The sequence below is a fragment of the Arthrobacter sp. TE12232 genome (assembly GCF_054062615.1).
The window spans coordinates 3,258,334-3,280,899 of sequence record NZ_JBSSFK010000001.1 but is presented as its reverse complement, the minus strand read 5'-3'; the positions used below and the strand labels follow the sequence as shown (position 1 = coordinate 3,280,899).

Genomic DNA, 22,566 nt, shown 5'->3' with positions numbered 1-22,566 from the left:
CATGTCCATTCGCTGCCGAGTGGCCGCGGTACATGCCCTTCCGCCAGGCACGACATCAGTCCTCGGCCCACGCCCTTGCCCAGAAACTCCCCCGCACATGCCCAGTCCCGGCCGCGGCCACTGGACATAATGCCACCATGTCCGCTCCCGGATACCAGGGCTGGACATGTCCTCCGGGCCAAGGAGCATGTCCATTCGCTGCCGAGGGGCGGCGGAGCATGTCCCTTTCGACGGGTCGCCCGGGAGCATGTCCACTCGCTAGACAAATCCGGCGGCCCTGCGGCTACGAATGGCCTGTATGACAAAGCCCAGCATGAAGCCCAGCAAGCGGTCCCGCGGCGCCACAGCCCTGGCCGCGGTGGCCGGAGTGGCCGCCGCCGCCGTCGTCCTGTCCGTCGCGGAACTGATTGGTGCCTTCTTCACCACGCGGGCAACGCCCCTGATTGCCTTGGGCTCGACGTTCATCGACTTTACGCCGCTATGGATGAAGAACTTTGCCGTTGAAACGTTCGGCACCAACGACAAGGCGGCGCTGTTCGTCGGCATGGGTGTCACGATCCTGCTCCTGGCGTGCGTGCTCGGCATTGTGGCCTACCGGAAGTGGGCCTTGGGCGTGGCCGGAGTGCTGCTGATGGGCGCCGTGATCGTCGGGAGCGTGGTGACGCGGGCCAGTGTCAAACCGGTCGACGCCGTCCCGTCCCTGATCGGCACCGCGGCCGGGCTGGTGGTACTCCGGTTCCTGATCACGCGGCTGTGGCGGATGCAGGAATGGCCGGACCAGGCGGCCGACCTCGCAGCGAAGGAACCCGAGCGCCCGGCGACCACCCGGCGCGGATTCTTCGCCGCCGCCGGCATCACCGCGGCCGCCTCGGCCATTGCCGCCACCGGCGGCCGGATGCTCAGCGCCGCCCGCAGTAACGTGGCGGCGGCGCGTGAGTCGCTGCAACTGCCCGCACCTGCCAAGGCCGCCGCCGCGGTCCCGGCCGGTGTGCAGTCCAAAGCCCCCGGCGTCACTCCGTGGCTGACCCCGAACAAGGATTTCTACCGAATCGACACGGCCCTCAGTGTGCCGGAAATCAACGCCCAGGACTGGGAGCTGCGCATCCACGGCCTCGTGGAACAGGAGGTCAGGCTCACCTTCCAGGACCTCCTCGACGCCCGGCTCATCGAATCCCATGTTTCCTTGACCTGCGTGTCCAACCCGGTCGGCGGCAACCTCGCCGGCAACGCCAAATGGCTGGGCATGCCCATCCGCGACGTCCTGAAGATGGCACGGCCCACGCAGGGCGCGGACATGGTGCTGTCCACGTCGGTTGACGGCTTCAGCGCCTCCACCCCTTTGGAGGTCCTCCAGGACGACCGCGACGCGATGCTGGCGATCGGCATGAACGGCGAACCCCTCCCGCTCGAACACGGCTACCCGGTCCGGATGGTGGTCCCCGGGCTCTACGGCTTCGTCTCGGCCACCAAGTGGGTGGTCGACCTGGAAGTGACCCGGTTCGCCGACAACAAGGCGTACTGGACCCAGCGGGGCTGGTCCGAACGGGGCCCGATCAAAACCATGGCCCGGGTGGAAGTGCCCAAGTCCTTCGCCAAGGTCCCGGCCGGAAAAGTCGCGCTCGGGGGCACCGCATGGGCCCAGACCCGCGGCATCACCAAGGTCGAGGTGCAGATCGACAACGGTCCGTGGACCGAGGCTGTGCTCTCGGATGAGGCCTCGCTCATCACGTGGCGGCAGTGGTCCTTGGACTGGGATGCCACGCCCGGCCCGCACTACATCAAGGTCCGCGCCACGGACGGCACCGGCCAGGTGCAAACGGACAAGCGGGCGGATCCGGTGCCGGACGGCGCCTCCGGCTGGCAGTCGGTCATGGTGACCGTGGAATAACCGGGGTATCCGCACCCGGCACCATACACTTGCTGCATGGCTTTGAACCCGCATGCAACTTTCACAGTCGACTCCGCCGTCGAACTGGCAGTCATCGAACGCAGCGGCTTCGTGGAGTCCCGCCACATCGGTTCGGCTGTGGTGATGGCCGCGGACGGAACCGTGGTGATCGAGCTCGGAGATGTCACCGCCCCCATCTTTGCCCGGTCCACGCTCAAGCCGCTGCAGGCCCTGGCCTCGATGCAGTCCGGCGTGCCTCTGCGGGGTGCCCAGGTGGCCATTGCGTGCGGCAGCCACATCGGATCCCTTGACCACATGGATGTGGTGGAAGGCATGCTCAAGGCGGCCGGGGCCAAGGAGGACCAGCTGCAGTGCCCGGCCGACTGGCCGCAGGACGAGACGGCCCGGAACTGGCTCGTCCAGACCGAGCGCGGCAAGTCCAGGCTAGCCTTCAACTGCTCGGGCAAGCACGCGGCGTTCCTGTGGGCGTGCACGGAGAACGGGTGGGACAAGAACAGCTACCTCGAACCCAACCACCCGCTGCAGCAGCGCATCCGCTCCGTGATCGAGGAGTACTGCGGCGAACGCATTGCGCATCTCGGGATAGACGGCTGCGGCGCACCGGTTGCCGCAGTCTCCCTGACCGGTCTGGCCCGGGCCTACTCGAAGCTGGCCAAGGCTCCGGGCGACAAGAACTCCAACGCGCGCGCCGCCACGATCGCCACCTCCATGCTGGACTACCCCTGGGCCGTCCAGGGCCGTGGACAGACCAACACGATCGTCATGGACGAACTCGGCATCCTGGCCAAGATCGGCGCTGAAGGCGTGCTGGTCATGGCCACCCGGCAGGGCGTCTCCGTCGCCATCAAGATGCTCGACGGCAACATCCGGGCCACGACCCTCGTCGGGCTGACCCTGCTGGCCGCCTCGGGCGCCGTCGAAATCCCCGAAGTTTCCAGCGTGCTGGACAAAGTAGTGGACCCCGTCCTGGGCGGCGGACGCCCCGTCGGCAAGATCCGGCTCGGCCGGGCCGTCGCGGCACTGCTGGACTGACACTGCTGGACTGACGCTGCTGGACTGACACTTCTGGACTGGGACGTCCGCTCCGGTCCGAGGCAGCCCGGCGGCCGGTCACGGCCGGTCACGGCCGGTCACGGCCGGTCACGGCCGGTCACGGCCGGTCACGGCCGATCACGGACCTTCCGGACCCTTCCGGACCGGCCCTTTCGGTGGCATAGGCTGGTGGGAGGCCGCCGAGCGGCGGCCGTGACATCGCCAGGCTGGAGGCAGGAACGTGGCCGTATCGCGCCGACGCATCGCCGTGGACGAGGGCCGCGCGGCGCTCGCCGCATGGCAGGACGCCACCCCGGCACTGCCGGGAGCCACACTGCCGGGAGCCACAGTGCCGGGAAGCGGGGCCGCCGGCACCGTCCCGCGCAGCACGATCGCGACGGCGGTGCGCTACTCGCTGGAGGAGGTCACCGCCCGGGCACCCGGCAACTCCGTGGAAGTGCGCGTCCCGCCGTTCGGCGTCACACAATGCGTGGAGGGCCCGCGGCACACGCGCGGCACTCCCCCGAACGTCATCGAGTGCGACGCCGCCACCTGGCTGGCGATGGTCAGCGGGCAGCTGAGCTGGGCGGATGCCGTCGCGGCCGGCAAGGTTGCCGCCTCGGGACTGCGCGCGGACCTCTCGGCGCTCCTGCCCCTCTAGGGCATGGACAACACGCCCTAGCCTTCCTGGTTGCGGGCCGCCATATCGCCGACGCCAGGCGTGCCACCGGCGAGCGCGTAGCGCTGCAGCACCGCACCCTTCGGTGAGGCGACGACCGGCTCGATGAGTGCGAGGTTCGTCGGAACGACCCCGTCGGCGAAGACCTTCTTTCCACGGCCGAGGAGGATCGGATACACCCAGAGCGTGAGCCGATCGAAGAGCCGCTCGGCGAACAGGGTCTGCACGAAGTCAAGACTGCCGATGACGTGGATGTTGGCGTGCCGGTCGCGCAGTTCGCGGACGGCGGCGACGACATCAGGACCGAGCAGGGCGGAGTCGGCCCACTCGAGAGTCGGCGTCTGGCGCGAGGCCACGTACTTCGGAAGGCGGTTGAACAGCCGCGCGATGCTCCCGTCCGCGTGCGGCCAGTACGCGGCGAAAATGTCGTAGGTTCTGCGCCCCAGCAGCAGCGCGTCCATCCCCGCCATCCCGGATTCGACCTGCTCGCCCACGACCTCGTCCAAGAGAGGCGCTTGCCAGCCGCCAAACGCGAAACCGCCGTCGGCGTCCTCGTCCGGGCCGCCGGGTGCCTGCGCGACGCCGTCGAGTGTGGTGAAAAGGTCGATATGGATGAGTCCCATGCCGGGCTCCTTCTCTGTCGCCCGTCGTCGCCCCGGCGACGGGATCACTTCGAGGCTGTCACAGGATCCCACTGCGAAGCAACAGGTATCGACGGCTCGACACGAGTCCCGCTGTGCATCCGGCCCCTTAGCCCCGGCCGATGAACGGCATGCCGGCGGCCGTGACCACGAGGGACCCCACATTGGCCGACGCCGGCATCCCGGCCATGAGCAGCACGGCCCGGGCGGCGTCCTGCACCGGAAATGTCGGTTCGGCCCTGCGGCTGCCGTCGGCTTGCACGGCCCCGGAGCCCACGCCGATCTCGTCCATGAGATCCGTGGCCGCATTGCCGATATCGATTTGTCCGCAGGTGATGCCGAACCCGCGCCCGTCGAGCTCAATGCTCTTGGTGAGCCCGGTAATCGCGTGCTTGGTCACCGTGTAGGCCACGGTCTTGGGGCGGGGCGAATGGGCCGCGATGGAGCCGTTATTGATGATCCGGCCGCCCTGGGGCGACTGGGCCTTCATGGCACGGACGGCGGCGGCGGCGCAGAGGAGGGATCCCGTGAGGTTTACCGCTAGGGTCGCGTTCCAGTCCGCCACCGTAATCTCGTCCACCGAGGCGGCGGGGCCGAACACGCCGGCGTTGTTGAACAGCACGTCCACCCGCTCCCACTGCTCCAGTGCCGCGGCGAAGAGCCGTTCGACGTCGGCGGGGACGGTGACATCGCACGGTACCGCGAGCGCCTGGCGGTGGCCGGCCGCGGTCTCCAGCAGGGGCTCTTCCCGCCGGCCTGCCAGGACCACCCGGTAGCCCTCGGCCAGCATGAGCCGGGCCACCGCCCGGCCGATGCCGGATCCTGCTCCGGTGACGACGGCAACCCGTCCGGGGGTGTGGTGCTGGCTCATGGGGGTCCTCCTCGACTGGTGCGCGCGTGCGCCGTTGCCCGGCCAGCCTACCGCCGAGTGGGCCGGTCACGGCAGTGTTGCGCGCCCCGACGGCCGCGAACTGCCCCCTCATGAGGTCGGGCGGACGCGGCCCTAACGGGAGTCGTCGTCGCGGTCCCTGATCTGCCCGTTGCCGATCCGCCCGTCCCGGACCTGTCGCCCCGCGCGGTAGCCGGACCAGAACGCCAGGACCAGCAGGCCGGCGCCGATCAGGGCAACGCCGGTCCAGGTCTCGGCGCCCATGAAGACCAGCCCCTGCGGCACGACGGGCCGGGCGGCCAGCGGGGCATAGGCGAACCAGCCGAAGTCTTCCTGCGGCACCGGCCGGGCCAGCAGGACCAGGCCCGCGAGCAGCATCGCCAGGGCAACGAGCGGCACCGCCAGACGGCCCAGCAGACGCGTTCCGGCAGGGCCGGCGTCCCGATTCCCCCGCGGATCCATGGCCCTACTGTAACCGGTACGAAGGGCTCTGTCCGGGCACCGGGGAAGTCAGTACAGTAAAGCATGGCGACCACCACGGGGGATGTTCTGCAGGCCTATCTGGGACAACAACTGGGCGAGCTGCGCCGACACGGCCCCGGCGCCAGGGCCGGACAGGCGGAAGCCATCCACCAGATGCGCGTCGCGGCCCGGCGGCTCCGTTCGCTGCTGGCCACGGGACGAACCCTCTTTGCCGCCGGCGCCGCTGATGACATCCGCACCGAGCTCCAGTGGATCTCCGGGGTGCTCGGCGCCGCCCGGGACCCGACGGTGGTCCAGGACCGGCTCAGGGAACTGCTCGCCGAAGAGCCCCCGGGGCTGGTTATCGGTCCGGCGGCCGAACGGATCGACGAAACTTTGGATGCCTCCGCCGCCGCGGGCATGGAAAATGTGATCGTGGCCCTCGACGGCGAACGCTATGCCCTCCTGCTCGGCCGGCTGGCGGAGTTTGTCACCGCCGTCCCGCTGACCGCCAAGGCCTCCCGGCCTCCGCATAAGACTGTGCGGAAGCTCGTGGCCAAGGATGAGGCACGGCTCAGGCGCTCGGTGGACGGGTTGGCTCCGCGGGCCGGCGGCGGACCGGGTATCCCTTCCCACGCTGAAGCCGCGTCCCGGGATGAAGGTCTGCACGAGGTCCGCAAATCGGCCAAACGTCTGCGCTATGCCGCCGAGTTCGCCGCTACCGTGGCCGGGAAAGGGGACGCGAAAAGGCTTTCCCGGACGGCCCTGGCGGCGCGGCACATTCAAACCGCGTTGGGCCTGCACCAGGACAGCGTGGTGGCACAGACCCTGCTGAGTGAACTCGGACGGCGTGCCGCGGGCAGCGGCGAACCCGGGTTCACCTTCGGGCGGCTGCACGCCCGCGAGGGCCAGTTGGCCGCCCAGGCCGAGGCGGACTTCGCTAAGGCCTGGAAGAAGTTCCCCGGACCACGGGACGGGTAGCCGGGCTGCGCGGCAATCGGATCAGCGCGGCCCCATCCGTTCAGCGCCCCATCCGTTCAGCGCCGATCAGTGGCGGGCACGCGTCCTCTTCCCGGCCGCCAGCGAGCCGCCGGTCGCGGGCGCTGAGCGCCCGGCCGTGCCGAGGGCCCGCCGGATCACCCGCGGCGTCGAGCCGTGCCGGGCGGCCGGGGCATCGGAACTGCGGTCCCGGATCAGGCCGGTTCCGGCGATCTCCCGCGCCTGGGCGACGCCGGCCACCGCCGCCCTCTTGCTGGGAAAGGTGATGGAGACCGCCATCAGTTCGCCCGCACCGTCCAACATCCGAATGCGGTAGCCGCCCTCGGGCGCGTCCACGAGCTCGAAATATCCCGCCATTGCACACTCCTCGTTCCATGTATCCCCCGCCATATCCCGTGCCGGGATATTAGTAAGTATACTTACTTGACGGTCGGGCGAAAGCCCCGAAGGCTTCGCCGGCTGCACGCCCGGACGGGCGCCGGAACGCCGCCGGGCCGGCGCTTGGCATGCTCAGGCGCCCGCCGTGGGCACAATTCCCTTGAGGCACAATTAACGTCGGGCACAGTTCAGGGGCGCGGTTGACCGACGCCGACTAAGCGCGTGTCAGCGGCGGATCAAGGGCGCGGGGTCCCGCCCTGAGCCGGGTGTCCCGCCAGCCCGGCGTGTTCGGCTGGTCCGGGGTGGCGCGCGGCGCCGCCCGCGTCCAGCGGGGTGTCGCTGCGGCGGACACCGTCATCATGGAGCTCCAGTGCACTCATGATGAGGGCGAAGTGGCTGAAGGCCTGCGGCGTGTTGCCCAGCTGCCGGCCGGCCTCGACGCCCCACTCCTCACTGAGGAGTCCGACGTCGTTGCGCAGCGCCAGCAGGCGTTCGAACAGTTCCCGGGCCTCATGGCGCCGGCCCGCCCCGATCAGGGCCTCCACCAGCCAGAAGGAGCACGCCAAGAACACCCCTTCCTCGCCGGGGAGCCCGTCGCCGCTCTCCGTTGGCAGGTAGCGGCGCAGGAAGCCGTCGTGCGTCAGCTCGCGCTGGACGGCGTCGATGGTTCCGATGATGCGCGGATCATCCGGCGGAAGGAAGCCGACCCGGGGCAGCAGCAGCAGGCTCGCGTCCAGTTCCGGCCGCCCGTAGGACTGCACGAACGTGTTGCGTTCGGCGTCGAACCCGTTGGCCATGACCTCGGCGTGGATGGTGTCACGCAGCTCCTCCCAGCGGTCGGCCGGGCCGGTCAGGCCGAAGTCCCGGACGCCCTTGACCATGCGGTCCGCCGCCACCCATGCCATGACCTTGGAGTGCGTGAAGTGGCGCTGCGGACCGCGCATTTCCCACAACCCGTTGTCCGGTTGGCGCCATGCCGTCTCAAGGTGTTCCATGAGGGCCACCTGGACGTCCCAGGCGTCGTCGGTGTGCTTCAGCAGGGAGTTCCGTGTCAGGGACAGGCAATCGAGCACCTCGCCCCAGACGTCCAGCTGCAGCTGCCCTGCCGCGCCGTTCCCGGTGCGCACGGGAGCGGAATTTTCGTATCCCTTGAGCCAGGGAAGTTCGGTCTCCGGCAAGCGGCGCTCCCCGTGGAGTCCGTACATGATCTGCAGATCGGCGGGATCCCCGGCGACGGCACGGAGCAGCCAGTCACGCCATGCACCGGCCTCCTGCGTGTAACCTGCGGCCAGCAGCGCCTGCAGCGTCAGGGTGGCGTCGCGGAGCCAGCAGAAGCGGTAATCCCAGTTCCGGGTGCCGCCGATCTCCTCCGGCAGGGACGTCGTGACGGCGGCGACGATGCCGCCGGTGGGGGCAAAGGTCAAGGCCTTGAGCGTGATCAGCGAGCGCTGGACCGCGTCGCGGTACGGCCCGGTGATCGTGCACTTGGCAGACCAGCTGTGCCAGAACTCCTCAGTGGACACCAGGACCGCTTCCGGGTCCACGGTGCGCGGCCGGGCGAGGTGGCTGGGGCTCCAGGTCAGCACGAAGGGAACGCGCTCCCCGGCCGTGACGGTGAAGTCGCTGACCGTGTGCATCCGCTCGCCGCGCAGCGGCGCCTCAGTCACGAGGTAGACGGCGTCAGGCCCTGCAACGGCGTGGATGCCGTGCTCGTCGTGGCGGACCCATGGCACAATATGGCCGTAGTCGAACCTCAGCGCCAGCTCGCCGCGCATCCGCACGGTGCCGCGGACGCCCACTACGATCCGCACGATGTCCGCCACCTCGTCACGTGGCGGCATGAAGTCAATGATCCTGACCGCCCCCTCGGGCGTCTCCCATTCGGTCTCCAGGATCAGGGTGTCTGCGCGATAGCGGCGCCGGGTGCATTCACCGCCGCCTGCCGGCGCCAGCAGCCACCGTCCGGCCGCGGGCGTGTCGAGCAGCGCGTTGAAACAGGCAGGCGAGTCGAAACGCGGCAGGCAGAGCCAGTCGATGGAACCTTCTGTACTGATCAGGGCGGCGGTGTGCAGATCGCCGACCATTGCGTAATCCTCGATGCGTGCCATGACACTTACAGTGCCACACCGGCTCTCCGGGTTCGAGGAGGCGGCACGATGAGGGCGCCCGACGACGGCGTCCGCAGGCGGCGCACGACGGCGGTGCGCACCGGTGCGCACCGGCGCCGCGTGCGCTGCTGACGGCGCGCGGCGCAGGGCCTTCCCGGTTTGCGGACGGCCGGGCCCGCTGGACTAGGATCCATCCATGCTGAAACGGAACTTCGGATCATCGTCACTGCAGGTCTCCGCCCTGGGCTTCGGCGCCGGGCACATCGGCTACGGCGACGTGACAGAACGCCAGGCCCATGCGCTCCTGGACCGGGCGCTGGAGCTGGGCATCAACTTCATCGACACGGCCCGGGGCTACGGGTTGTCCGAGGAACGCATCGGCTCCTGGCTCCCGGCGCACCGCAACGACGTCGTCCTGTCTACAAAGGTGGGCTACGGCGTCGAGGGCGCCACGGACTGGAGCGCCACCGCGGTGACCCGCGGCGTCGACGAGGCGCTGGCGACGCTCGGCACTGACACGATCGACGTCGTCTTCCTGCATTCCTGCCCCCTCGAGGTGCTGGGGCGGGGCGATGCCGTGCAGGCGCTGCTTGCCTGCGTGGACGCGGGCAAGGTCCGGGTGCCGGGGTACAGCGGCGAGGACGAGGCCCTCGCCTGGGCCGCCTCGGCCGGCGTCTTCGGCGCCGTACAGTCGTCCGTGAACCTGGCAGACCAGCGTTCCCTCCGCGAGGTGCTGCCCGGCGCGGCGCGGAGCGGACTGGGAGTGGTTGCCAAACGCCCCCTGGCCAACGCGCCGTGGCGGCACACGGACCGCCCCACCGGCGTGTACGGCGAGACGTACTGGGACCGGCTTCGTGAGATGGACCTGAAGCCGGAGGCCGATGACTGGCAGGGCACGGCACTGCGGTTCTCGGCGTTCAGCCCCGGCGTCTCCACGGCGATCGTCGGAACTTCGCAGCCGGCCAATCTGGACGCTGCGGCAGCCGCCGTCGTGCGCGGGCCGCTGCCCGACGCCGAGCGGCAGCGCTGGGAGGCGGCGTTCGCCACGCATGCCGGCGACTGGGCCGGAGAGGTCTAGGCGGGCCGGGGGACTGAAGCGGAGGGGCACGGACCGGCATGGCAGAGCACATGAATACTGACCGCACGGGCACTGTGCGGATCGGGACGTCAGGCTGGAGCTATGACCATTGGGAGGGGGTCCTCTACCCGCCGGGCCTGCCGGCCCGGGACAGGCTGGCGCACTACGCGGCCCGCTTCGACACCGTGGAACTGAACGCCAGCTTCTACCGCTGGCCCAGGGAGGACGCGTTCGCCGGCTGGCGGCGCCGCCTGCCCGATGGCTTCGCCATGTCCGTCAAAGCTCCGCGCGGCCTGACCCACGGCAAGAAGCTCTACGCCCCGGAGGCGTGGGTGGAGCGCATCACCCGGTGCTGGCACGAGCTCGGCGACAAGCGGGCCGTCCTGCTCGTCCAGCTGCCGCCGGACTTCGGGCGGGACGACGCCCGGCTGGACTATTTTCTCGCCGCGCTGCCCGAGTGGATCCGCGTCAGCGTGGAGTTCCGCCACCCAAGCTGGGACGACCCCGGCGTGTATGCCCTGCTGGAGCGGCACGGCGCGGCGTACTGCATCATGAGCGGTGCCGGGCTCCCGTGCGTCCTGCGCGCGACGGCCCCGCTCGTCTACATCCGGCTCCACGGCCCGGATCGCGATGCGCTCTACGCCGGTTCATACCCGGACGAGGACCTGCAGTGGTGGGCTGCGCGCATTGGCGAATGGCGGGCGGACGGCAAGGACGTCTTCGCCTATTTCAACAACGACGGCGGCGGCAACGCCGTGCGCAACGCCGCCGCACTGCGCCGGCTGCTGGGCGAGTCGCTTCCCTGGTAGGCCGTGCGTCGCGGGGCGTCCGGTTCCCGGACCGCCGTCGCGGCACTGCGGCCTCGGGCTAGTCACACGCACGGCGGGAGTCCGGCGCTGTGGGAGAGTGGGGGCATGGAATTGGCGTCACAACCAGCGCATCAGCAGCCCGTGTCCGGCACCAGGGCCTTTCGGCTCGCCCACTGGGTGTCGGACACCGTCAATGGGCTGCGCCTCAAGACGGCCCGACGCTGGAAGTTCATCCCGCAGACCGTCGCCTATCAGGGCTACGGCTCGACCGAGTGGGTCCGGGTCCTGGGCCGGGTGGTCCTCACCAGCAAGCCCGTGCCAGGCAGCAAGGCAGAGCGACTTGTCCAGAACGGCAACCAGAACTTCCGTGGCTGGCGCGCCTTCACAAGCGTCCCCGTCCAGTTCACCGAGGTGGAGATCCGGCTCGGCGGCGTCACTACCCGCGTCCATGCGGACCGCGGCGGCCTGGTCGACACCGTGGTTCCCGTGGCGTTGACCCCGGGCTGGCATACGGCCACGCTGCGGGCCGAGGGAACGGAACCGGTCGAGGCCAGGATTTTCGTGATCTCAGCCGACACCAGGCTGGGCATTGTCTCGGACATTGACGACACGATCATGGTCACGGCGCTCCCGCGGCCTTTCCTGGCGCTGTGGAATACCTTCGTCCTGAACGAACGCGCCCGGATGGCGACGCCAGGCATGGCTGTTCTGATGGACCGGCTCAAGGTCGAGCACCCCGAGGCCCCGGTGCTGTACCTGTCCACCGGGCCGTGGAACGCGGCGCCCACCCTGGCCCGCTTCATCGCCCGGAACCTCTATCCCTCGGGCGCCCTGCTGCTCACCGACTGGGGCCTGACCCACGACCGCTGGTTCCGCAGCGGCCAGGAACACAAGCGGCGGAACCTTGAACTCCTGGCCCAGGAGTTCCCGAACATGCGCTGGCTGCTGTTCGGCGACAACGGCCAGCACGATGAAGAAATCTACTCCGGCTTCGCCCAGGAGCACCCGGACCGGGTGGCCGCGATCGGGATCCGGCAGCTTTCGGCCAGCGAGGCCGTCTTGGCCGGCGGCCACTCCGATTCCGGCGACCACTCGGGATCCTCCGTTCCCTGGATCTACTCTCCCGATGGCGCCGGACTCGCCAAGGGCCTGCAGGACCTGGACCTGCTCTGAGCTAGGTCTGCGCTGACGTTGATCCGGGTAAGGGCCTCAGCCCGCCGGGCGGGGCGGTTCGGCGTCGGCGTCTGGCTCCTGCTGTCCGACGGCGGCCCCGGGCACATGCGCGGCGGACGCCGCGCGGCGGGCCGCGATCACCTCCTGCAGCCAGTAGTACGAGGCCTTCGGCGTGCGGACCTGGGTGTCGAAATCGACGTGGACCAGGCCGAATGGCTGCTTGTACCCGGCGGACCACTCGAAGTTGTCCATGAGGGACCAGACATAGTAGCCGCGAAGGTCCACGGACTCGGCGGCACCGCCGGGGCGCGTGGCTTCCAGAGCCGTGCCGATATGGTCGGCCAGATACCGTAAGCGGCGCTCATCCGGAATGATCCGCCGGTCCGCCGCGGCGTCCCGGACCACGACGTCCTCGAAGCTCGCCCCGCCCTCGGTGATGTAGACCGGCGGCAGGTCCGGGTAGCGCTCGGCCATCTCGGCCAGGGCGACGGCCATGTAGTCGGGCTTGACCGGCCAGCCGTAGGCCGTGTGCTCCGTGTCCGGGAACGACGCTATGTGGAACGGCGCCCCGGGCGTCCCGCTGAGGTCGTCCCCCATCGCCTCCGCCATGCCCGGCGGCACGGCCCCCTCTCCCGGACCTGACGCGACGCGGGTGGGCATGTAGTAGTTCAGGCCGTAGAAATCCAGGGGCTGGGAGATCAGTTCCATGTCCTCGCTGGAGGGGCTGAAGGAGGAGGAGAAGAACGTGGCTGCGCGGATGACGTCGGGGTACTTGCCAAGCAGCACGGGATCCGCGTAGAGCCGGTTCTGTGCCACGTCCATGAGTCCGGCGCTGAGCTTGTCCAGCGGGTTGGCGCTGGCCGGGACCATCGGCGAGTAGACGTTGGTCATGCCGATTTCGCCCCGTACGTTGGCGGCACGCAGCGCCTGGAGCGCCAGGCCGTGGCCCAGCAGCTGGTGATGCACGCTGGGCAGCGCCTTCAGCATGAGAGCTTCGCCGGGCGCGTGCATGCCCAGGGCGTAGCCGTTGGTGGTGACGGTCGCGGGCTCGTTGACCGTCACCCAGCGGTCCACGCGGTCCCCGAAGGCAGCCGCGGCGATGGCGGCGAACTCGCCCAGCCGGTACGCCGTGTCCCGGTTCATCCAGCCGCCGGCCTCCTCCAGCGGCAGCGGGGTGTCCCAATGGTAGACGGTGGCCATGGGGGAAATCCCGTTCTCAAGCAACAGGTCGATCAGCCGGTCATAGAAACCCAGCCCGGCCGGGTTCACCGGTCCGCTGCCGCCGGGCTGGATCCGCGGCCAGGACAGCGAGAACCGGTAGGAATCGATCCCGAGGTCCTTCATGAGGGCCACGTCCTCGGGCATCCGGTGGTAGTGGTCGCAGGAGACCGCGGGGCTCTGGTCCTCCACGATCGCTCCGGGCTTCGCGGCGAAGACGTCCCACCCGGACGGGCCGCGGCCGTCCTCATCGAGCGCGCCCTCGATCTGGAAGGCGGACGTCGCCACGCCCAAGGTAAAGCCGGGCGGAAGAAGGGCGGCCAACTCCTTGGCGGAAGCGTTCATCGACAGGACCCCTATGTAGTTTCGGTGGTGGTTGACTGATCTTAGGCCTCACCCCGGAGCGGGCGCCACGACCTCGCCGGTTTGACGGACGCCGGGGCATTGGCCAGTGTTGATCCGTGCAAGTGAAAATTGAACACGCCGTCGACCGCCGGCCGTCGGCACGGCCCGGGCCGCGCCGGCAGGGAGCGGTTCTCGTCGGTTTCCTCGCGGTTTCCCACGCGGTGGCCTACCTGGCCTCGCAGGTCATCATCAGCAACGCCGGCGGCTGGTATGCGGCGGCGGACAAGGCTCCGTGGACTCCGCCGGGCTGGGCCTTCGGATCGGTCTGGATGATGCTTTACACGACCATGGCCGTGGCTGCATGGCTGGTATGGCGGCAGCGCTCCGGAAGGGGCGCCGGGGTGAAATCCGCGCCGGACGCCGGGCAGCACAACGGCGCCATGACGGTCTACGGCATCCTCCTGCTCCTGAACGTGGCCTGGGCGCCGCTGTTCTTCGGCATGTATCCGATGATCGGCACGGCAGCCCTCTGGCTTGCCCTTCTGGTCATCGTGGCGCACGCCGTGGCCGCTTCGGCAACCACCGTCCTGTTCGGCGTCGCTAGCCGGGCGGCAGGCCTGCTCATGCTGCCCTACGTCTCGTGGATCGTGTTCTCCTGCAGCCTCAACGTCTACGCGGCCGCCAACAACTGAGCCCGGCCCCCTGGCGGCTCAGAAAACCGACGTCTCCGGCCCGAAGAGGAAGTCCTTGGCGTGAGCCACCGCCTTACGGAAAGCGTCGTTCCGCAGGCCCACGAGCTGCTCAGCCTCGTCCGCCGAAGGTTCCAGGTACTCGGTGAAGCCGGGCCTCAGCACCCAGATATCACCCGCGGGCGGCAGGTAGAACACGCCAAAGGAACGGTGCTGGTTGTCCTCGGCGGTCCAGACCGGAACCACGGCCAGCGCCGCGCCGGTATCGACGTTGATCCATTGGGCCCGGGGCAGCGGGGCCTCGTGCGCCTCCGGATCCAGGAACGGTGCCGTGCCTTGGCCCCAGCGCTTCTCGAAGCGTTCGTGGAACACCGGCATCAGGTGTGAATCGTAGCGGCGCCATGCGCTCATGGACGTTCTCCTCCTCCGTGGGAGTTGCTGGTGATTGGGGTCGGCGGCCAGGGCCAGTAACCCCTGCTCAGTGACCTCTGCGTGGGGGCTGCTCCCGGCGGTGCTCTGGTTCCCAGCGGACGGGGAACACCCGCAGAAGCGGTTCCCGGCGCCGGATGATGCGCACCGGGATGTCACGGCCGCCGTGTCCGGCCCCGCTCGTCGACGTGCCGGCCGGGCCGGCCGCCCGGCGCCCGCCGGCGTCGTAGTCCGCCCGCATCCTCGGGTCCCGCAGCACGGCGAAGGCGTCCAGGATCGCGCTCACCTCGCCGGCACCGGAATCGCCGGTACCGCGACCGGCCCCGGAGCTTCCGGCGTCGGGATGGTGCAGGCGCATCAGCGCCCGAAAGGCGCGGCCGATCTCCTCCCGGCTCGCGTCCGGAGACACGTGCAGGAGTGCGTAGTAGCCGCGGGGGTCGGGGTTGTTCGAGGGCATTGTCGGGCTCCGCCGTGTGAAGCCGGAGCCTGCGCCGGGCCTGGTGCCCGGCGCAGGCTCCCGGGACTACTTGCCGATCTCCTGCAGGTTGTCCTGCGAATGGGTGATTTCAATCTTCCGCGGCTTGGCCTGTTCCTTCACGGGGACGCGGAGGGTCAGGACACCGTCCGCGTAATGGGCCTTGACGTTCTCGGTGTCCAGGGTCTCGCCCAGGATCAGTTGGCGGCTGAAAACACCGCGGGGGCGCTCGGAGACCGTCAGTTCCACATTGGGCTGCACGGGGTCCCGCCGTTCCGCCCGGACCGTCAGGACGTTGCGTTCAATATCGAGCCCGATCGAGTCGACGTTGACGCCCGGGAGGTCAAAGGCGACGACGAATTCGCCGTCCTCCTGCCACGCGTCCATGGGCATGGCGGCGGGGCGCGCCGTCGTTCCGAAGACCTGCTGGGCGAACCGGTCAAAGTCACGGAACGGGTCCGTCCGAATTAGCATCATTTCCCACTCCTTCAGCGCGAATTGGCTCCATTTTCTCCATCAACCGTCACCGTTTTTCTATGGTGAGGGGTATAGATTTTTTATAGCACCGGTGACACACTGCTGCAAGGGGGAAATCGCAGCAAAGGGAGGAAAACCATGGCGGAGAGCGGGTCGGAGGCAGGTCTTTACGCCATCTCGGTGGTGGCACACCTGGTGGGCACGGGACAGCAGAACATCCGGCTCTATGAGCGGCGGGGACTGCTCACCCCGGACCGCACCGCAGGCGGCACACGGCAGTACAGCGATGCTGACCTCGCGGTGCTGCGGCGGATCGGCGAACTCCTGGAAGAAGGCCTGAACCTGGCCGGGGTGGCCAAGGTGATGGAACTCGAGGCCGCCAATGCGCGGCTGCGCGCCGAACTCAAACGGGCGCGCAGCCGCTGACGGGGCTTAGTCCGTGCCCGGGCTTAGTCGGTGCCGGCGTCGGCGGTGGACAGCGTTCCGGTGATCCGCTCCCCCGGAATCCGGGCCGTCCGCCAGGTATCCAGCGCAATGACCCCGCCCAGCACCACGAGCGAGATCGAGAAGGCGCCCAGGGCATCGGTCATCCAGTGGTAGCCGAGGTAGAGGCGGCTGACTGCCGCGAAGAAGATCCCGATCCCCGCCACGATGAAGGCGATGATGGCCGACCGCGGGTTCTTCCGGCGCGAAAAGACCAGGTACGTGGTCACCAGCAGAAAATCGCACGCGCCCAGGACATGGCCGGACGGAAAGGAAAAGGTGGTGTCGGCGCCGAAGAGCATCAGGTCCACGGGAGGGCGGTGGCGCTCCACGATCCGGCCAATGACCTGCGCCAGGATCACGCCAGTCAGCATAGCGCCGGCCAGGAGCATGGGCCGCCATGCATGCTTGGCGGCCAATCCCCAGGCCACGGTGACGATCAGGACGATGATCGGCAGGCCGATGGGGCCGAACACGATCGCCAGGATGATCATGATGGTGGTGGCGGGTTCACCGCGCAGGGTCACGAGCCAGGACCGCACGGGCTCGTCGGCCGCCGAGATGCCGCCGTGCTGCAGGACACCTGTCAGGATCACGACGAACAGGACGACGCCGAGGATCATCAGCCCGACGGCCGTGCGGTAGAGATTCCGGCGCGCCGACACGCTCATGAACCGTTCCTCGACGACGAACTTCTCGTGGAAGGTCCGCCACCGGCCCTGCGACTTATCCGATTGTGCTTCTGCCATGGTGCCGTGCCGCCTTTGCGCCGTTTGTGGACATTCTCTGCAGAAGATTATCCCGGTTGTCCGGCATTCGATACGCAGAGTACGCGGGCGGGGCCCTGACGGCCGTCCCCTCGGGGGCCCGGGCAGGCGCTCCGGCAGCCATCTGGCCCGTTCGCCTCGCGCGGAATCTGTCCAGTGCCGAAGGTCCCGGGTTGAAAAGGATCCGCAGGTCCACGCCGCGACACTCGCCCGGACCGCATTTTGAGGGCCGGAAGCGGCCGTCCGGCGACTTGACGCCCCTATAAATATGACGTTATTGTCCATTCAATTGGGGCCAAGAAAAGAACTCCAAGAAAGACTGTGCTATGACCCAAGTTACCCCGACCATTGAGATCCAGGTCGACAGCCGCAAAGTCCTCGATGACCGCCTCAACGACGCCGTCCTCGGCCTTCAGCGGCTCGCGATGACCGCCGGAACCCACGGCATCCTGCTGACGCGGCACAGGCCGGGCCACTACACGGCGGCTCTGTCCGACCAGGTGCCCTTCGGCATGACCCGCGAGCTCGTTCACTGAGCCGGATTTCACCGGAACACCACAACGCGGGGTCATTTCCCGCCTGTCCACTGCTGGACGGGCGGGAAATGACCCCGCGTTTGTTCTTTAGCGACCGCCCTCGAGCTTCCGGCTGCGCTGCTCCTGGGCCATCGGCCCGTACGGATAGACGCCGACGCGCGGGCGGCTGACCTCGGTCAGCCGCTCAGTTTCCCCCGCGGTGAGCCGGAGGTCCGCCGCCGCCAGGTTGTCCGCGAGCTGCTCGACGGTCCGGGCGCCCAGGATCACCGAGGTGACGGCCGGCCGGTCCGCCAGCCAGGCCAGTGCCACCTGGGACGGGCTCACGCCATGCCGGCCGGCGGTTTCCTCGACTTCGGCAATCACGTCCCAGGTGCGCGGGTCGGCGTTGCGGGCCTCCCACGCTTCCATCCCCCGTTTCGGATTTTCGCCGAGGCGGGTGGCCCCGGCGGGCGGCTGGTCGCGCTTGTATTTGCCGGACAGCCAGCCGCCGCCTAAAGGCGACCACGGCAGCAGCCCGATCCCGGCGTCGAGCGAGGCCGGAACGATTTCCGATTCGATCTCGCGGACCAGCAGGCTGTACTGCGGCTGCAGCGTCACGGGGGCACTCCAGCCCTGGGCTTTCGCTACGTGGACCGCCTTGGTCAGCTGCCAGCCCAGGAAATTGGAGAAGCCGTAGTACGCGATCTTGCCGCTGGTGACGGCGTCGTGCAGGAACCGGAGTGTCTCTTCCAGGGGAGTGATCGGGTCCCACGCATGCAGCTGATAGAGGTCGATCTGCTCCACGCCCAGCCGGCGCAGCGAGTCATCCAGCGCCCGGACCAGGTGGCGGCGGGAGGTCCCGACGTCGTTGGGGGCCTGGCCCATCGGGAAGCGGCCTTTCGTGGCCACTACGGCCCTGTCCCGGGCGTCTGCCCGGTCGGCCAGCCAGCGGCCGATGATTTCCTCCGACACCCCCGAGCTATAAACGTCCGCGGTGTCGATGAAGTTGCCGCCCGCCGCGAAGTAGTCATCCAGGATGGCGCGGGACTGCTCCTCGGTGGCTTCGGCGCCAAAGGTCATGGTGCCCAGCGCATAGGTGGAGACAACGGCGCCGCTGTTGCCCAGGGTGCGGTAGTGCATGGAACTCCTCAGTGGTGGGTGGATTGGTCCCGGTTTCGTCAGCCGCGGGTGTTTCAGTCTTCGGTCGGGGTGGTCCGGTTCGAGTGGTAGGTCCGCCAGGTGTGCTCGGGCGCGTAGCCGAGGAGGCGTTTGGCTTTGTCGATCGAGAGCATGGTTTCGTGCTCGCCAAGCTCCTTGACCACTTTGACGTCGGGGAAGACCTCGGCGGCCAGGCTGGCGCTGGAACGGCTCATCACGGTGTCTTCGTTGGCGATGATGAAGGCCTCGAAGCCGGGCTTGCCGTGGGCCAGGGCGCGGGCCACGGCCTGGGCGCCGTCGCGGCCGTCGATGTAGCCCCAGAGGTTCCATTTGCGCAGGGTTGCGTCGTGGTCAAAGGAGGGGAACTCCTCGTAGTCCTCCGGGTCCATCACATTGGAGAACCGCAGGCCCGTGATGCTCAGTTCCGGGTCCCAGCGGGTCAGCTGGATGGCCATCTGCTCCTCGAGGTGCTTGACCAGGGAGTAGGTGCTTTCCGGCCGGGCCGGGTAGTCCTCGTCCACCGGGATGTAAGGAGGGTCGACGTCGAACGGCAGCCCCAGGACCGTCTCGCTGGAGGCGTAGACAATTTTCTTGATCCCGGCACGGCGGGCGGCCTGGAACACGTTGTAGGTGGACTGCATGTTGTTCTCGAACGTGGCGGCATCGGGGGCATGCCCCGGGGCGGGAATCGCGGCCAGATGCACCACGGCGTCAAAGCCGTTGTGGCGGTCTTCCAGGCCCAGGAACACGTCCACCACCTGGCCGTAGTTGCGCAGGTCCACCTCCGTGAACCCGGGGCTGCGCGCGCCCGTCCGGTCCAGGTTGGTCACATCGTGGCCGTCCTCACTCAGCCGCCGGACGACGCTCCGTCCCAGCTTTCCGCTTCCTCCGGTAACAGCAACTCTCATCAGGAACTCCTCGGGTGGCAGGATCTGCAGACCGTCTTGGTCCGGCACGGGCTCCGGCCCCAGGTCCGGCGCCGGCAGTCACCGTTCCACCCTAAGGGGAGCCGGGTGCTCTGCCCAGCCCCGCGTGACTTTCGGCCCTAGGCAGTCCCGGAGGCAGGGGGCAGGCTGGGGGCCATGAACGGTGATCAGCGCATTGTCGTGGGCGTGGACGGATCCGAGTTTTCGACGACGGCGCTCCGCCTCTCCGGGCGCATGTCCACGAGTCTGAACGTCCCGTTGGAGGTCATCACGTGCCTGGGCACCTCCGACTTCTTCCTGGCGTCCCACCTGCCGGAGGAGAGCACGCCCACCACCGCGCAGCTGGAAGAGACCGCCAAACGCCTCGTGGACCAGGCGCTGGAACGGGCCTTCGGGGACTCCCGCCCGGAAGGACTCACGCGCTCGGTCAAGTTCGGGGCGCCGGCCAAGGCCCTCATCGACGAGAGCAAGAACGCCCAGCTGCTCGTGGTGGGCAGGCGCGGGAAGGGCGGCTTCCTCCATCAGGTCATGGGCTCGGTGAGCGGGGCCTGCGTGGCCCATGCCCATTGCCCGGTGCTGGTGGTCGGCCAGAGCGCGGACGACCTGAGGGACCGGACCACGGGATGAACCGCGCCGGCCCCGCACCGGCACCCCGCAGGACCGCCCGTGCTGCCGCAGCGCCGGCTGAGGTCCCTCGCCTGAGCGGCCCGCACCTTCCGGCCCGGATCCGCGGACCGCTCGCGGCGCTTGCGGCGGCGGCGGCGGGTGCCGCGTACGTCCTGGCCGTCCGGCCGAGGCTCCTGCGCTGGGGAGCCACCACCCAGGAGGCCGCCGGGCCGCTGCCCGGGGACGAGATTGTGCCCGCGCCGCGCATGCAAAGCACCCGGGCCGTCACCATCGCGGCCCCGGTATCAGACGTCTGGCCGTGGCTTGTCCAGTTGGGCGCCGGCCGCGGCGGCATGTACTCCTACGACTGGCTCGAGAACGCCGCGGGCCTGGGCATCCAAAGCGCGGACAGGATTCTGCCGGAACTGCAGCATCTGGAGATCGGTGACATCGTTCCGCTTTCCCGCGACGGCGGCCTGCCGGTCAGGCTTCTCCAGTCCCGGGCAGTGCTGGGCCTTGGCGGAACCATCGATCTGCGGACCGGGCGGGTGTCACCGGCCGGTCCTCCTCCCGACGGGCCCTGGCTGGAGGCGGGGTGGACGTTCGTGCTGCGTCCTGCGGGCCCCCATGCCAGCCGTCTCGTGTCCCGCACCCGGTACGACTATTCGCCCCTGGCCGCGGGACTGGTGCTCCGCCCGTTGCTGGAGCCGGTGCAGTTCGTCATGGAGCGGCGGATGCTCCTCGGCATCCGTGCCAGGGCCGAAAGCCGGGCCAAGAGCCAGGCAAAGGCCCGCGGCGGGGGTCACGGCAAGGCGCGCGGCGCCTGATTCTCCAAGCGGCTGTGTTCTTCAAGCATCTGTGTTCATCAAACGCCCGTGTTCTTCAAGCATCTGTGTTCATCAAACGCCCGTGTTCATCAAACGCCCGCGGCGCCGTCACGCGGTCCGGTACCGTCCGGGGCCAGCAAGTAGTCGACAAACCAGTCCCGGGCCAGGATGGCCGCCGCGGCCAGCGTGCCCGGTTCTTCAAACAAGTGCGTCGCCCCCTGCACGACGGCGAGCTGGTTGGGGCACCGCATCATGGCCTTGGCCTTGCGGTTGAGCTCCAGGACCTCATGGTCCAGGCTCCCCACAATCAGGAGCGTCGGCGCAGTCACCGCGGAGAGCCGCGGGCCGGCGAGGTCGGGCCGGCCGCCGCGCGACACAACAGCCGCGATCCGTGCCGAGGGCTCCGACGCCGCCCACAGCGCGGCCCCGGCGCCCGTGCTGGCACCGAAGTAACCCACGGCGCAGGAGGCCGTGTCCGCCCGGGTGGCAAGCCAGTCGGTTGCCGAGGAGAGCCTGCGGGCCAGGAGTTCGATGTCAAAGACGTTGGCGCGGTTGCGCTCCTCCGCGGGCGTCAGCAGGTCCAGCAGCAGTGTCCCGAGCCCGGCCTGCTGCAGGACCCCGGCCACGTAACGGTTCCGGGGGCTGTGGCGGCTGCTGCCGCTGCCATGGGCGAACAGCACCACGGCCCGGGCCGGCACCGGAAGGTGGAGCTGGGCCTGAAGCCGCACCCCGCGGGACGGAATCTCCACTTCCTCTTCGACGTCGGCGGCGCTGCCCGCGTGGGTGAAGTACGGAGCACGGGACGGCGGCGGCGCAGATTCCAGGCGTTTGGCCGCAAGATCGAGCAGGCGCACCACCTCGTCGTCGTCGGTGGGAGAGAAGTCCCGGTAGTGGTAGCCGACCGCGGTGAACTGGCGCGGCGTTGCCAGGCAGACCACTTCATCCGGCTCGGTGAGGCTGGCTAGGGTATCCGCCGGGGCAACCGGAACGGCAAGGATCACCCGTGCTGCCCCCTGTTTGCGGGCGATCCGGCAGGCCACACGGGCGGTGGAGCCGGTGGCGATCCCGTCGTCGACGATCACCGCGATGCGTCCGGTCAGGTCCTGCCGGGTGCGGCCCTTCCGGAACAGGACCACCCGGTTTTCCAGCACGGCGCGCTCGCGGTCTTCAACTGCCTGGAGTTCGTGGGCGCTGACCCGCGCATGGGCCAGGACCTGCTCGTCCAGGACCTTGGCTCCGCCTTCACCGATCGCGCCCATGGCGAGCTCCGGCTGGTATGGAAGTCCGAGCTTTCGCACCACGATCACGTCCAGGGGGGCGTCCAATGCGGCGGCAACCTCGAAGGCGACGGGGACGCCGCCGCGGGGTAGTCCCAGGACCACAATGTCCTGGCCACGCAGTTCCGCCAGACGCCGGCCGAGCTGCCTCCCGGCGTCGACCCTGTCTTGAAAAATGCTCATGGGTTATGGCTTTCCAGTCGAAATGTCGGCCATC

General features: G+C 69.0%; 25 protein-coding genes. 12 read left to right on the top strand and 13 right to left on the bottom strand.

The genetic code is table 11. The features are described from left to right. The first annotated feature begins 298 nt into the window (after positions 1 to 298). The 3 genes from ACVWZ7_RS14575 (at position 299) to ACVWZ7_RS14565 (ending at position 3,602) form a co-directional block, all read left to right on the top strand. On the top strand, positions 299 to 1,888 hold the full coding sequence (locus tag ACVWZ7_RS14575; RefSeq protein WP_456508298.1) for a molybdopterin-dependent oxidoreductase: 1,590 nt from the start codon (positions 299 to 301) through the stop codon (positions 1,886 to 1,888). 36 nt (positions 1,889 to 1,924) lie between these two features. Further along, on the top strand, positions 1,925 to 2,941 hold the full coding sequence (locus ACVWZ7_RS14570) for an asparaginase (RefSeq protein WP_344366663.1): 1,017 nt from the start codon (positions 1,925 to 1,927) through the stop codon (positions 2,939 to 2,941). Between the two features lie 241 nt (positions 2,942 to 3,182). Next, positions 3,183 to 3,602 (top strand): sterol carrier family protein, encoded by a 420-nt coding sequence (locus ACVWZ7_RS14565; RefSeq protein WP_116766163.1) that lies wholly within the window; start codon positions 3,183 to 3,185, stop codon positions 3,600 to 3,602. Positions 3,603 to 3,619: 17 nt separating this feature from the next. On the opposite strand, the gene ACVWZ7_RS14560 is transcribed toward ACVWZ7_RS14565, so the two are convergent. The 3 genes from ACVWZ7_RS14560 to ACVWZ7_RS14550 all read right to left on the bottom strand — a co-directional run bounded on the left by ACVWZ7_RS14560 (position 3,620) and on the right by ACVWZ7_RS14550 (position 5,612). Next, complete coding sequence (locus ACVWZ7_RS14560; protein WP_456508297.1) at positions 3,620 to 4,243, bottom strand: dihydrofolate reductase family protein; 624 nt, start codon at positions 4,241 to 4,243, stop codon at positions 3,620 to 3,622. A gap of 127 nt (positions 4,244 to 4,370) precedes the next feature. After that, on the bottom strand, positions 4,371 to 5,132 hold the full coding sequence (locus ACVWZ7_RS14555) for an SDR family oxidoreductase (RefSeq protein WP_456508296.1): 762 nt from the start codon (positions 5,130 to 5,132) through the stop codon (positions 4,371 to 4,373). A 132-nt stretch (positions 5,133 to 5,264) separates the two neighbouring features. Then, complete coding sequence (locus ACVWZ7_RS14550) at positions 5,265 to 5,612, bottom strand: hypothetical protein (RefSeq protein WP_456508295.1); 348 nt, start codon at positions 5,610 to 5,612, stop codon at positions 5,265 to 5,267. A gap of 63 nt (positions 5,613 to 5,675) precedes the next feature. On the opposite strand from ACVWZ7_RS14550, the gene ACVWZ7_RS14545 reads away from it, so the two are divergent. Then, a complete protein-coding gene (locus ACVWZ7_RS14545; protein WP_456508294.1) occupies positions 5,676 to 6,593 on the top strand; it encodes a CHAD domain-containing protein in 918 nt (305 codons plus the stop codon). A 66-nt stretch (positions 6,594 to 6,659) separates the two neighbouring features. Here ACVWZ7_RS14545 and ACVWZ7_RS14540 read toward each other — a convergent pair whose 3' ends face one another. Both ACVWZ7_RS14540 and ACVWZ7_RS14535 read right to left on the bottom strand, forming a co-directional pair. Beyond that, positions 6,660 to 6,968, bottom strand: coding sequence for a hypothetical protein (locus ACVWZ7_RS14540; protein ID WP_116766168.1), 309 nt, complete (start codon positions 6,966 to 6,968; stop codon positions 6,660 to 6,662). Between the two features lie 257 nt (positions 6,969 to 7,225). Further along, positions 7,226 to 9,097 (bottom strand): glycoside hydrolase family 15 protein, encoded by a 1,872-nt coding sequence (locus tag ACVWZ7_RS14535; RefSeq protein ID WP_456508293.1) that lies wholly within the window; start codon positions 9,095 to 9,097, stop codon positions 7,226 to 7,228. Between the two features lie 196 nt (positions 9,098 to 9,293). On the opposite strand from ACVWZ7_RS14535, the gene ACVWZ7_RS14530 reads away from it, so the two are divergent. The 3 genes from ACVWZ7_RS14530 (at position 9,294) to ACVWZ7_RS14520 (ending at position 12,157) form a co-directional block, all read left to right on the top strand. Then, positions 9,294 to 10,175 (top strand): aldo/keto reductase, encoded by an 882-nt coding sequence (locus tag ACVWZ7_RS14530; protein ID WP_456508292.1) that lies wholly within the window; start codon positions 9,294 to 9,296, stop codon positions 10,173 to 10,175. Between the two features lie 50 nt (positions 10,176 to 10,225). Further along, the gene (locus tag ACVWZ7_RS14525; protein WP_456508291.1) at positions 10,226 to 10,984 is read left to right on the top strand and encodes a DUF72 domain-containing protein; all 759 of its coding nucleotides are present in this window, start codon (positions 10,226 to 10,228) and stop codon (positions 10,982 to 10,984) included. A 105-nt stretch (positions 10,985 to 11,089) separates the two neighbouring features. Continuing rightward, complete coding sequence (locus ACVWZ7_RS14520; protein ID WP_456508290.1) at positions 11,090 to 12,157, top strand: App1 family protein; 1,068 nt, start codon at positions 11,090 to 11,092, stop codon at positions 12,155 to 12,157. A 36-nt stretch (positions 12,158 to 12,193) separates the two neighbouring features. On the opposite strand, the gene ACVWZ7_RS14515 is transcribed toward ACVWZ7_RS14520, so the two are convergent. Continuing rightward, positions 12,194 to 13,720: a GH1 family beta-glucosidase gene (locus ACVWZ7_RS14515; protein WP_456508289.1), complete on the bottom strand. Its 1,527-nt coding sequence runs from the start codon at positions 13,718 to 13,720 to the stop codon at positions 12,194 to 12,196. Positions 13,721 to 13,836: 116 nt separating this feature from the next. Here ACVWZ7_RS14515 and ACVWZ7_RS14510 point away from each other — a divergent pair, with 116 nt between their 5' ends. Next, entirely contained in the window at positions 13,837 to 14,412 is a 576-nt protein-coding gene (locus tag ACVWZ7_RS14510) for a TspO/MBR family protein (RefSeq protein WP_456508288.1), read from the top strand. An 18-nt stretch (positions 14,413 to 14,430) separates the two neighbouring features. On the opposite strand, the gene ACVWZ7_RS14505 is transcribed toward ACVWZ7_RS14510, so the two are convergent. The 3 genes from ACVWZ7_RS14505 to ACVWZ7_RS14495 all read right to left on the bottom strand — a co-directional run bounded on the left by ACVWZ7_RS14505 (position 14,431) and on the right by ACVWZ7_RS14495 (position 15,790). Then, a complete protein-coding gene (locus ACVWZ7_RS14505) occupies positions 14,431 to 14,820 on the bottom strand; it encodes a hypothetical protein (protein WP_116766173.1) in 390 nt (129 codons plus the stop codon). Between the two features lie 67 nt (positions 14,821 to 14,887). Next, positions 14,888 to 15,295, bottom strand: coding sequence for a J domain-containing protein (locus ACVWZ7_RS14500; protein WP_456508287.1), 408 nt, complete (start codon positions 15,293 to 15,295; stop codon positions 14,888 to 14,890). Between the two features lie 66 nt (positions 15,296 to 15,361). Next, positions 15,362 to 15,790 (bottom strand): Hsp20/alpha crystallin family protein, encoded by a 429-nt coding sequence (locus ACVWZ7_RS14495; protein ID WP_272914140.1) that lies wholly within the window; start codon positions 15,788 to 15,790, stop codon positions 15,362 to 15,364. Between the two features lie 138 nt (positions 15,791 to 15,928). Between ACVWZ7_RS14495 and ACVWZ7_RS14490 the strand changes: the two genes are divergently transcribed. Next, positions 15,929 to 16,216 carry a MerR family transcriptional regulator gene (locus tag ACVWZ7_RS14490; protein WP_091256005.1) on the top strand — a complete coding sequence of 96 codons (288 nt, stop codon included), beginning with the start codon at positions 15,929 to 15,931 and terminating at the stop codon, positions 16,214 to 16,216. Between the two features lie 23 nt (positions 16,217 to 16,239). Here ACVWZ7_RS14490 and ACVWZ7_RS14485 read toward each other — a convergent pair whose 3' ends face one another. Continuing rightward, positions 16,240 to 17,022: a phosphatase PAP2 family protein gene (locus ACVWZ7_RS14485; protein WP_116766175.1), complete on the bottom strand. Its 783-nt coding sequence runs from the start codon at positions 17,020 to 17,022 to the stop codon at positions 16,240 to 16,242. A gap of 344 nt (positions 17,023 to 17,366) precedes the next feature. On the opposite strand from ACVWZ7_RS14485, the gene ACVWZ7_RS14480 reads away from it, so the two are divergent. Further along, positions 17,367 to 17,576 (top strand): hypothetical protein, encoded by a 210-nt coding sequence (locus ACVWZ7_RS14480; RefSeq protein ID WP_091256002.1) that lies wholly within the window; start codon positions 17,367 to 17,369, stop codon positions 17,574 to 17,576. 87 nt (positions 17,577 to 17,663) lie between these two features. Here ACVWZ7_RS14480 and ACVWZ7_RS14475 read toward each other — a convergent pair whose 3' ends face one another. Both ACVWZ7_RS14475 and ACVWZ7_RS14470 read right to left on the bottom strand, forming a co-directional pair. Further along, on the bottom strand, positions 17,664 to 18,695 hold the full coding sequence (locus tag ACVWZ7_RS14475) for an aldo/keto reductase (protein ID WP_456508286.1): 1,032 nt from the start codon (positions 18,693 to 18,695) through the stop codon (positions 17,664 to 17,666). A gap of 53 nt (positions 18,696 to 18,748) precedes the next feature. Further along, on the bottom strand, positions 18,749 to 19,621 hold the full coding sequence (locus ACVWZ7_RS14470) for an NAD-dependent epimerase/dehydratase family protein (RefSeq protein WP_344366704.1): 873 nt from the start codon (positions 19,619 to 19,621) through the stop codon (positions 18,749 to 18,751). A gap of 174 nt (positions 19,622 to 19,795) precedes the next feature. On the opposite strand from ACVWZ7_RS14470, the gene ACVWZ7_RS14465 reads away from it, so the two are divergent. Next, positions 19,796 to 20,266 (top strand): universal stress protein, encoded by a 471-nt coding sequence (locus ACVWZ7_RS14465; RefSeq protein ID WP_456508285.1) that lies wholly within the window; start codon positions 19,796 to 19,798, stop codon positions 20,264 to 20,266. Beyond that, positions 20,263 to 21,072: an SRPBCC family protein gene (locus ACVWZ7_RS14460; RefSeq protein WP_456508284.1), complete on the top strand. Its 810-nt coding sequence runs from the start codon at positions 20,263 to 20,265 to the stop codon at positions 21,070 to 21,072. Before ACVWZ7_RS14465 ends, ACVWZ7_RS14460 begins: the two co-directional genes overlap by 4 nt. 89 nt (positions 21,073 to 21,161) lie before the next feature. Here the strand turns inward: ACVWZ7_RS14460 and ACVWZ7_RS14455 are convergent, their stop codons facing one another. Further along, entirely contained in the window at positions 21,162 to 22,532 is a 1,371-nt protein-coding gene (locus tag ACVWZ7_RS14455; RefSeq protein WP_116766178.1) for a phosphoribosyltransferase, read from the bottom strand. Positions 22,533 to 22,566: the final 34 nt, after the last annotated feature.

What these genes read in the sequence shown, in the direction of transcription:
- ACVWZ7_RS14490 (WP_091256005.1), top strand. Translation starts at nt 15,929, where the DNA reads ATGGCGGAGAGCGGGTCGGAGGCAGGTCTTTACGCCATCTCGGTGGTG.
- ACVWZ7_RS14515 (WP_456508289.1), bottom strand. Translation starts at nt 13,720, where the DNA reads ATGAACGCTTCCGCCAAGGAGTTGGCCGCCCTTCTTCCGCCCGGCTTT.
- ACVWZ7_RS14535 (WP_456508293.1), bottom strand. Translation starts at nt 9,097, where the DNA reads ATGGCACGCATCGAGGATTACGCAATGGTCGGCGATCTGCACACCGCC.
- ACVWZ7_RS14525 (WP_456508291.1), top strand. Translation starts at nt 10,226, where the DNA reads ATGAATACTGACCGCACGGGCACTGTGCGGATCGGGACGTCAGGCTGG.
- ACVWZ7_RS14455 (WP_116766178.1), bottom strand. Translation starts at nt 22,532, where the DNA reads ATGAGCATTTTTCAAGACAGGGTCGACGCCGGGAGGCAGCTCGGCCGG.
- ACVWZ7_RS14465 (WP_456508285.1), top strand. Translation starts at nt 19,796, where the DNA reads ATGAACGGTGATCAGCGCATTGTCGTGGGCGTGGACGGATCCGAGTTT.
- ACVWZ7_RS14460 (WP_456508284.1), top strand. Translation starts at nt 20,263, where the DNA reads ATGAACCGCGCCGGCCCCGCACCGGCACCCCGCAGGACCGCCCGTGCT.
- ACVWZ7_RS14500 (WP_456508287.1), bottom strand. Translation starts at nt 15,295, where the DNA reads ATGCCCTCGAACAACCCCGACCCCCGCGGCTACTACGCACTCCTGCAC.
- ACVWZ7_RS14570 (WP_344366663.1), top strand. Translation starts at nt 1,925, where the DNA reads ATGGCTTTGAACCCGCATGCAACTTTCACAGTCGACTCCGCCGTCGAA.
- ACVWZ7_RS14545 (WP_456508294.1), top strand. Translation starts at nt 5,676, where the DNA reads ATGGCGACCACCACGGGGGATGTTCTGCAGGCCTATCTGGGACAACAA.
- ACVWZ7_RS14495 (WP_272914140.1), bottom strand. Translation starts at nt 15,790, where the DNA reads ATGATGCTAATTCGGACGGACCCGTTCCGTGACTTTGACCGGTTCGCC.
- ACVWZ7_RS14470 (WP_344366704.1), bottom strand. Translation starts at nt 19,621, where the DNA reads ATGAGAGTTGCTGTTACCGGAGGAAGCGGAAAGCTGGGACGGAGCGTC.
- ACVWZ7_RS14530 (WP_456508292.1), top strand. Translation starts at nt 9,294, where the DNA reads ATGCTGAAACGGAACTTCGGATCATCGTCACTGCAGGTCTCCGCCCTG.
- ACVWZ7_RS14560 (WP_456508297.1), bottom strand. Translation starts at nt 4,243, where the DNA reads ATGGGACTCATCCATATCGACCTTTTCACCACACTCGACGGCGTCGCG.
- ACVWZ7_RS14505 (WP_116766173.1), bottom strand. Translation starts at nt 14,820, where the DNA reads ATGAGCGCATGGCGCCGCTACGATTCACACCTGATGCCGGTGTTCCAC.
- ACVWZ7_RS14475 (WP_456508286.1), bottom strand. Translation starts at nt 18,695, where the DNA reads ATGCACTACCGCACCCTGGGCAACAGCGGCGCCGTTGTCTCCACCTAT.
- ACVWZ7_RS14520 (WP_456508290.1), top strand. Translation starts at nt 11,090, where the DNA reads ATGGAATTGGCGTCACAACCAGCGCATCAGCAGCCCGTGTCCGGCACC.
- ACVWZ7_RS14550 (WP_456508295.1), bottom strand. Translation starts at nt 5,612, where the DNA reads ATGGATCCGCGGGGGAATCGGGACGCCGGCCCTGCCGGAACGCGTCTG.
- ACVWZ7_RS14480 (WP_091256002.1), top strand. Translation starts at nt 17,367, where the DNA reads ATGACCCAAGTTACCCCGACCATTGAGATCCAGGTCGACAGCCGCAAA.
- ACVWZ7_RS14555 (WP_456508296.1), bottom strand. Translation starts at nt 5,132, where the DNA reads ATGAGCCAGCACCACACCCCCGGACGGGTTGCCGTCGTCACCGGAGCA.
- ACVWZ7_RS14575 (WP_456508298.1), top strand. Translation starts at nt 299, where the DNA reads ATGACAAAGCCCAGCATGAAGCCCAGCAAGCGGTCCCGCGGCGCCACA.
- ACVWZ7_RS14485 (WP_116766175.1), bottom strand. Translation starts at nt 17,022, where the DNA reads ATGGCAGAAGCACAATCGGATAAGTCGCAGGGCCGGTGGCGGACCTTC.
- ACVWZ7_RS14540 (WP_116766168.1), bottom strand. Translation starts at nt 6,968, where the DNA reads ATGGCGGGATATTTCGAGCTCGTGGACGCGCCCGAGGGCGGCTACCGC.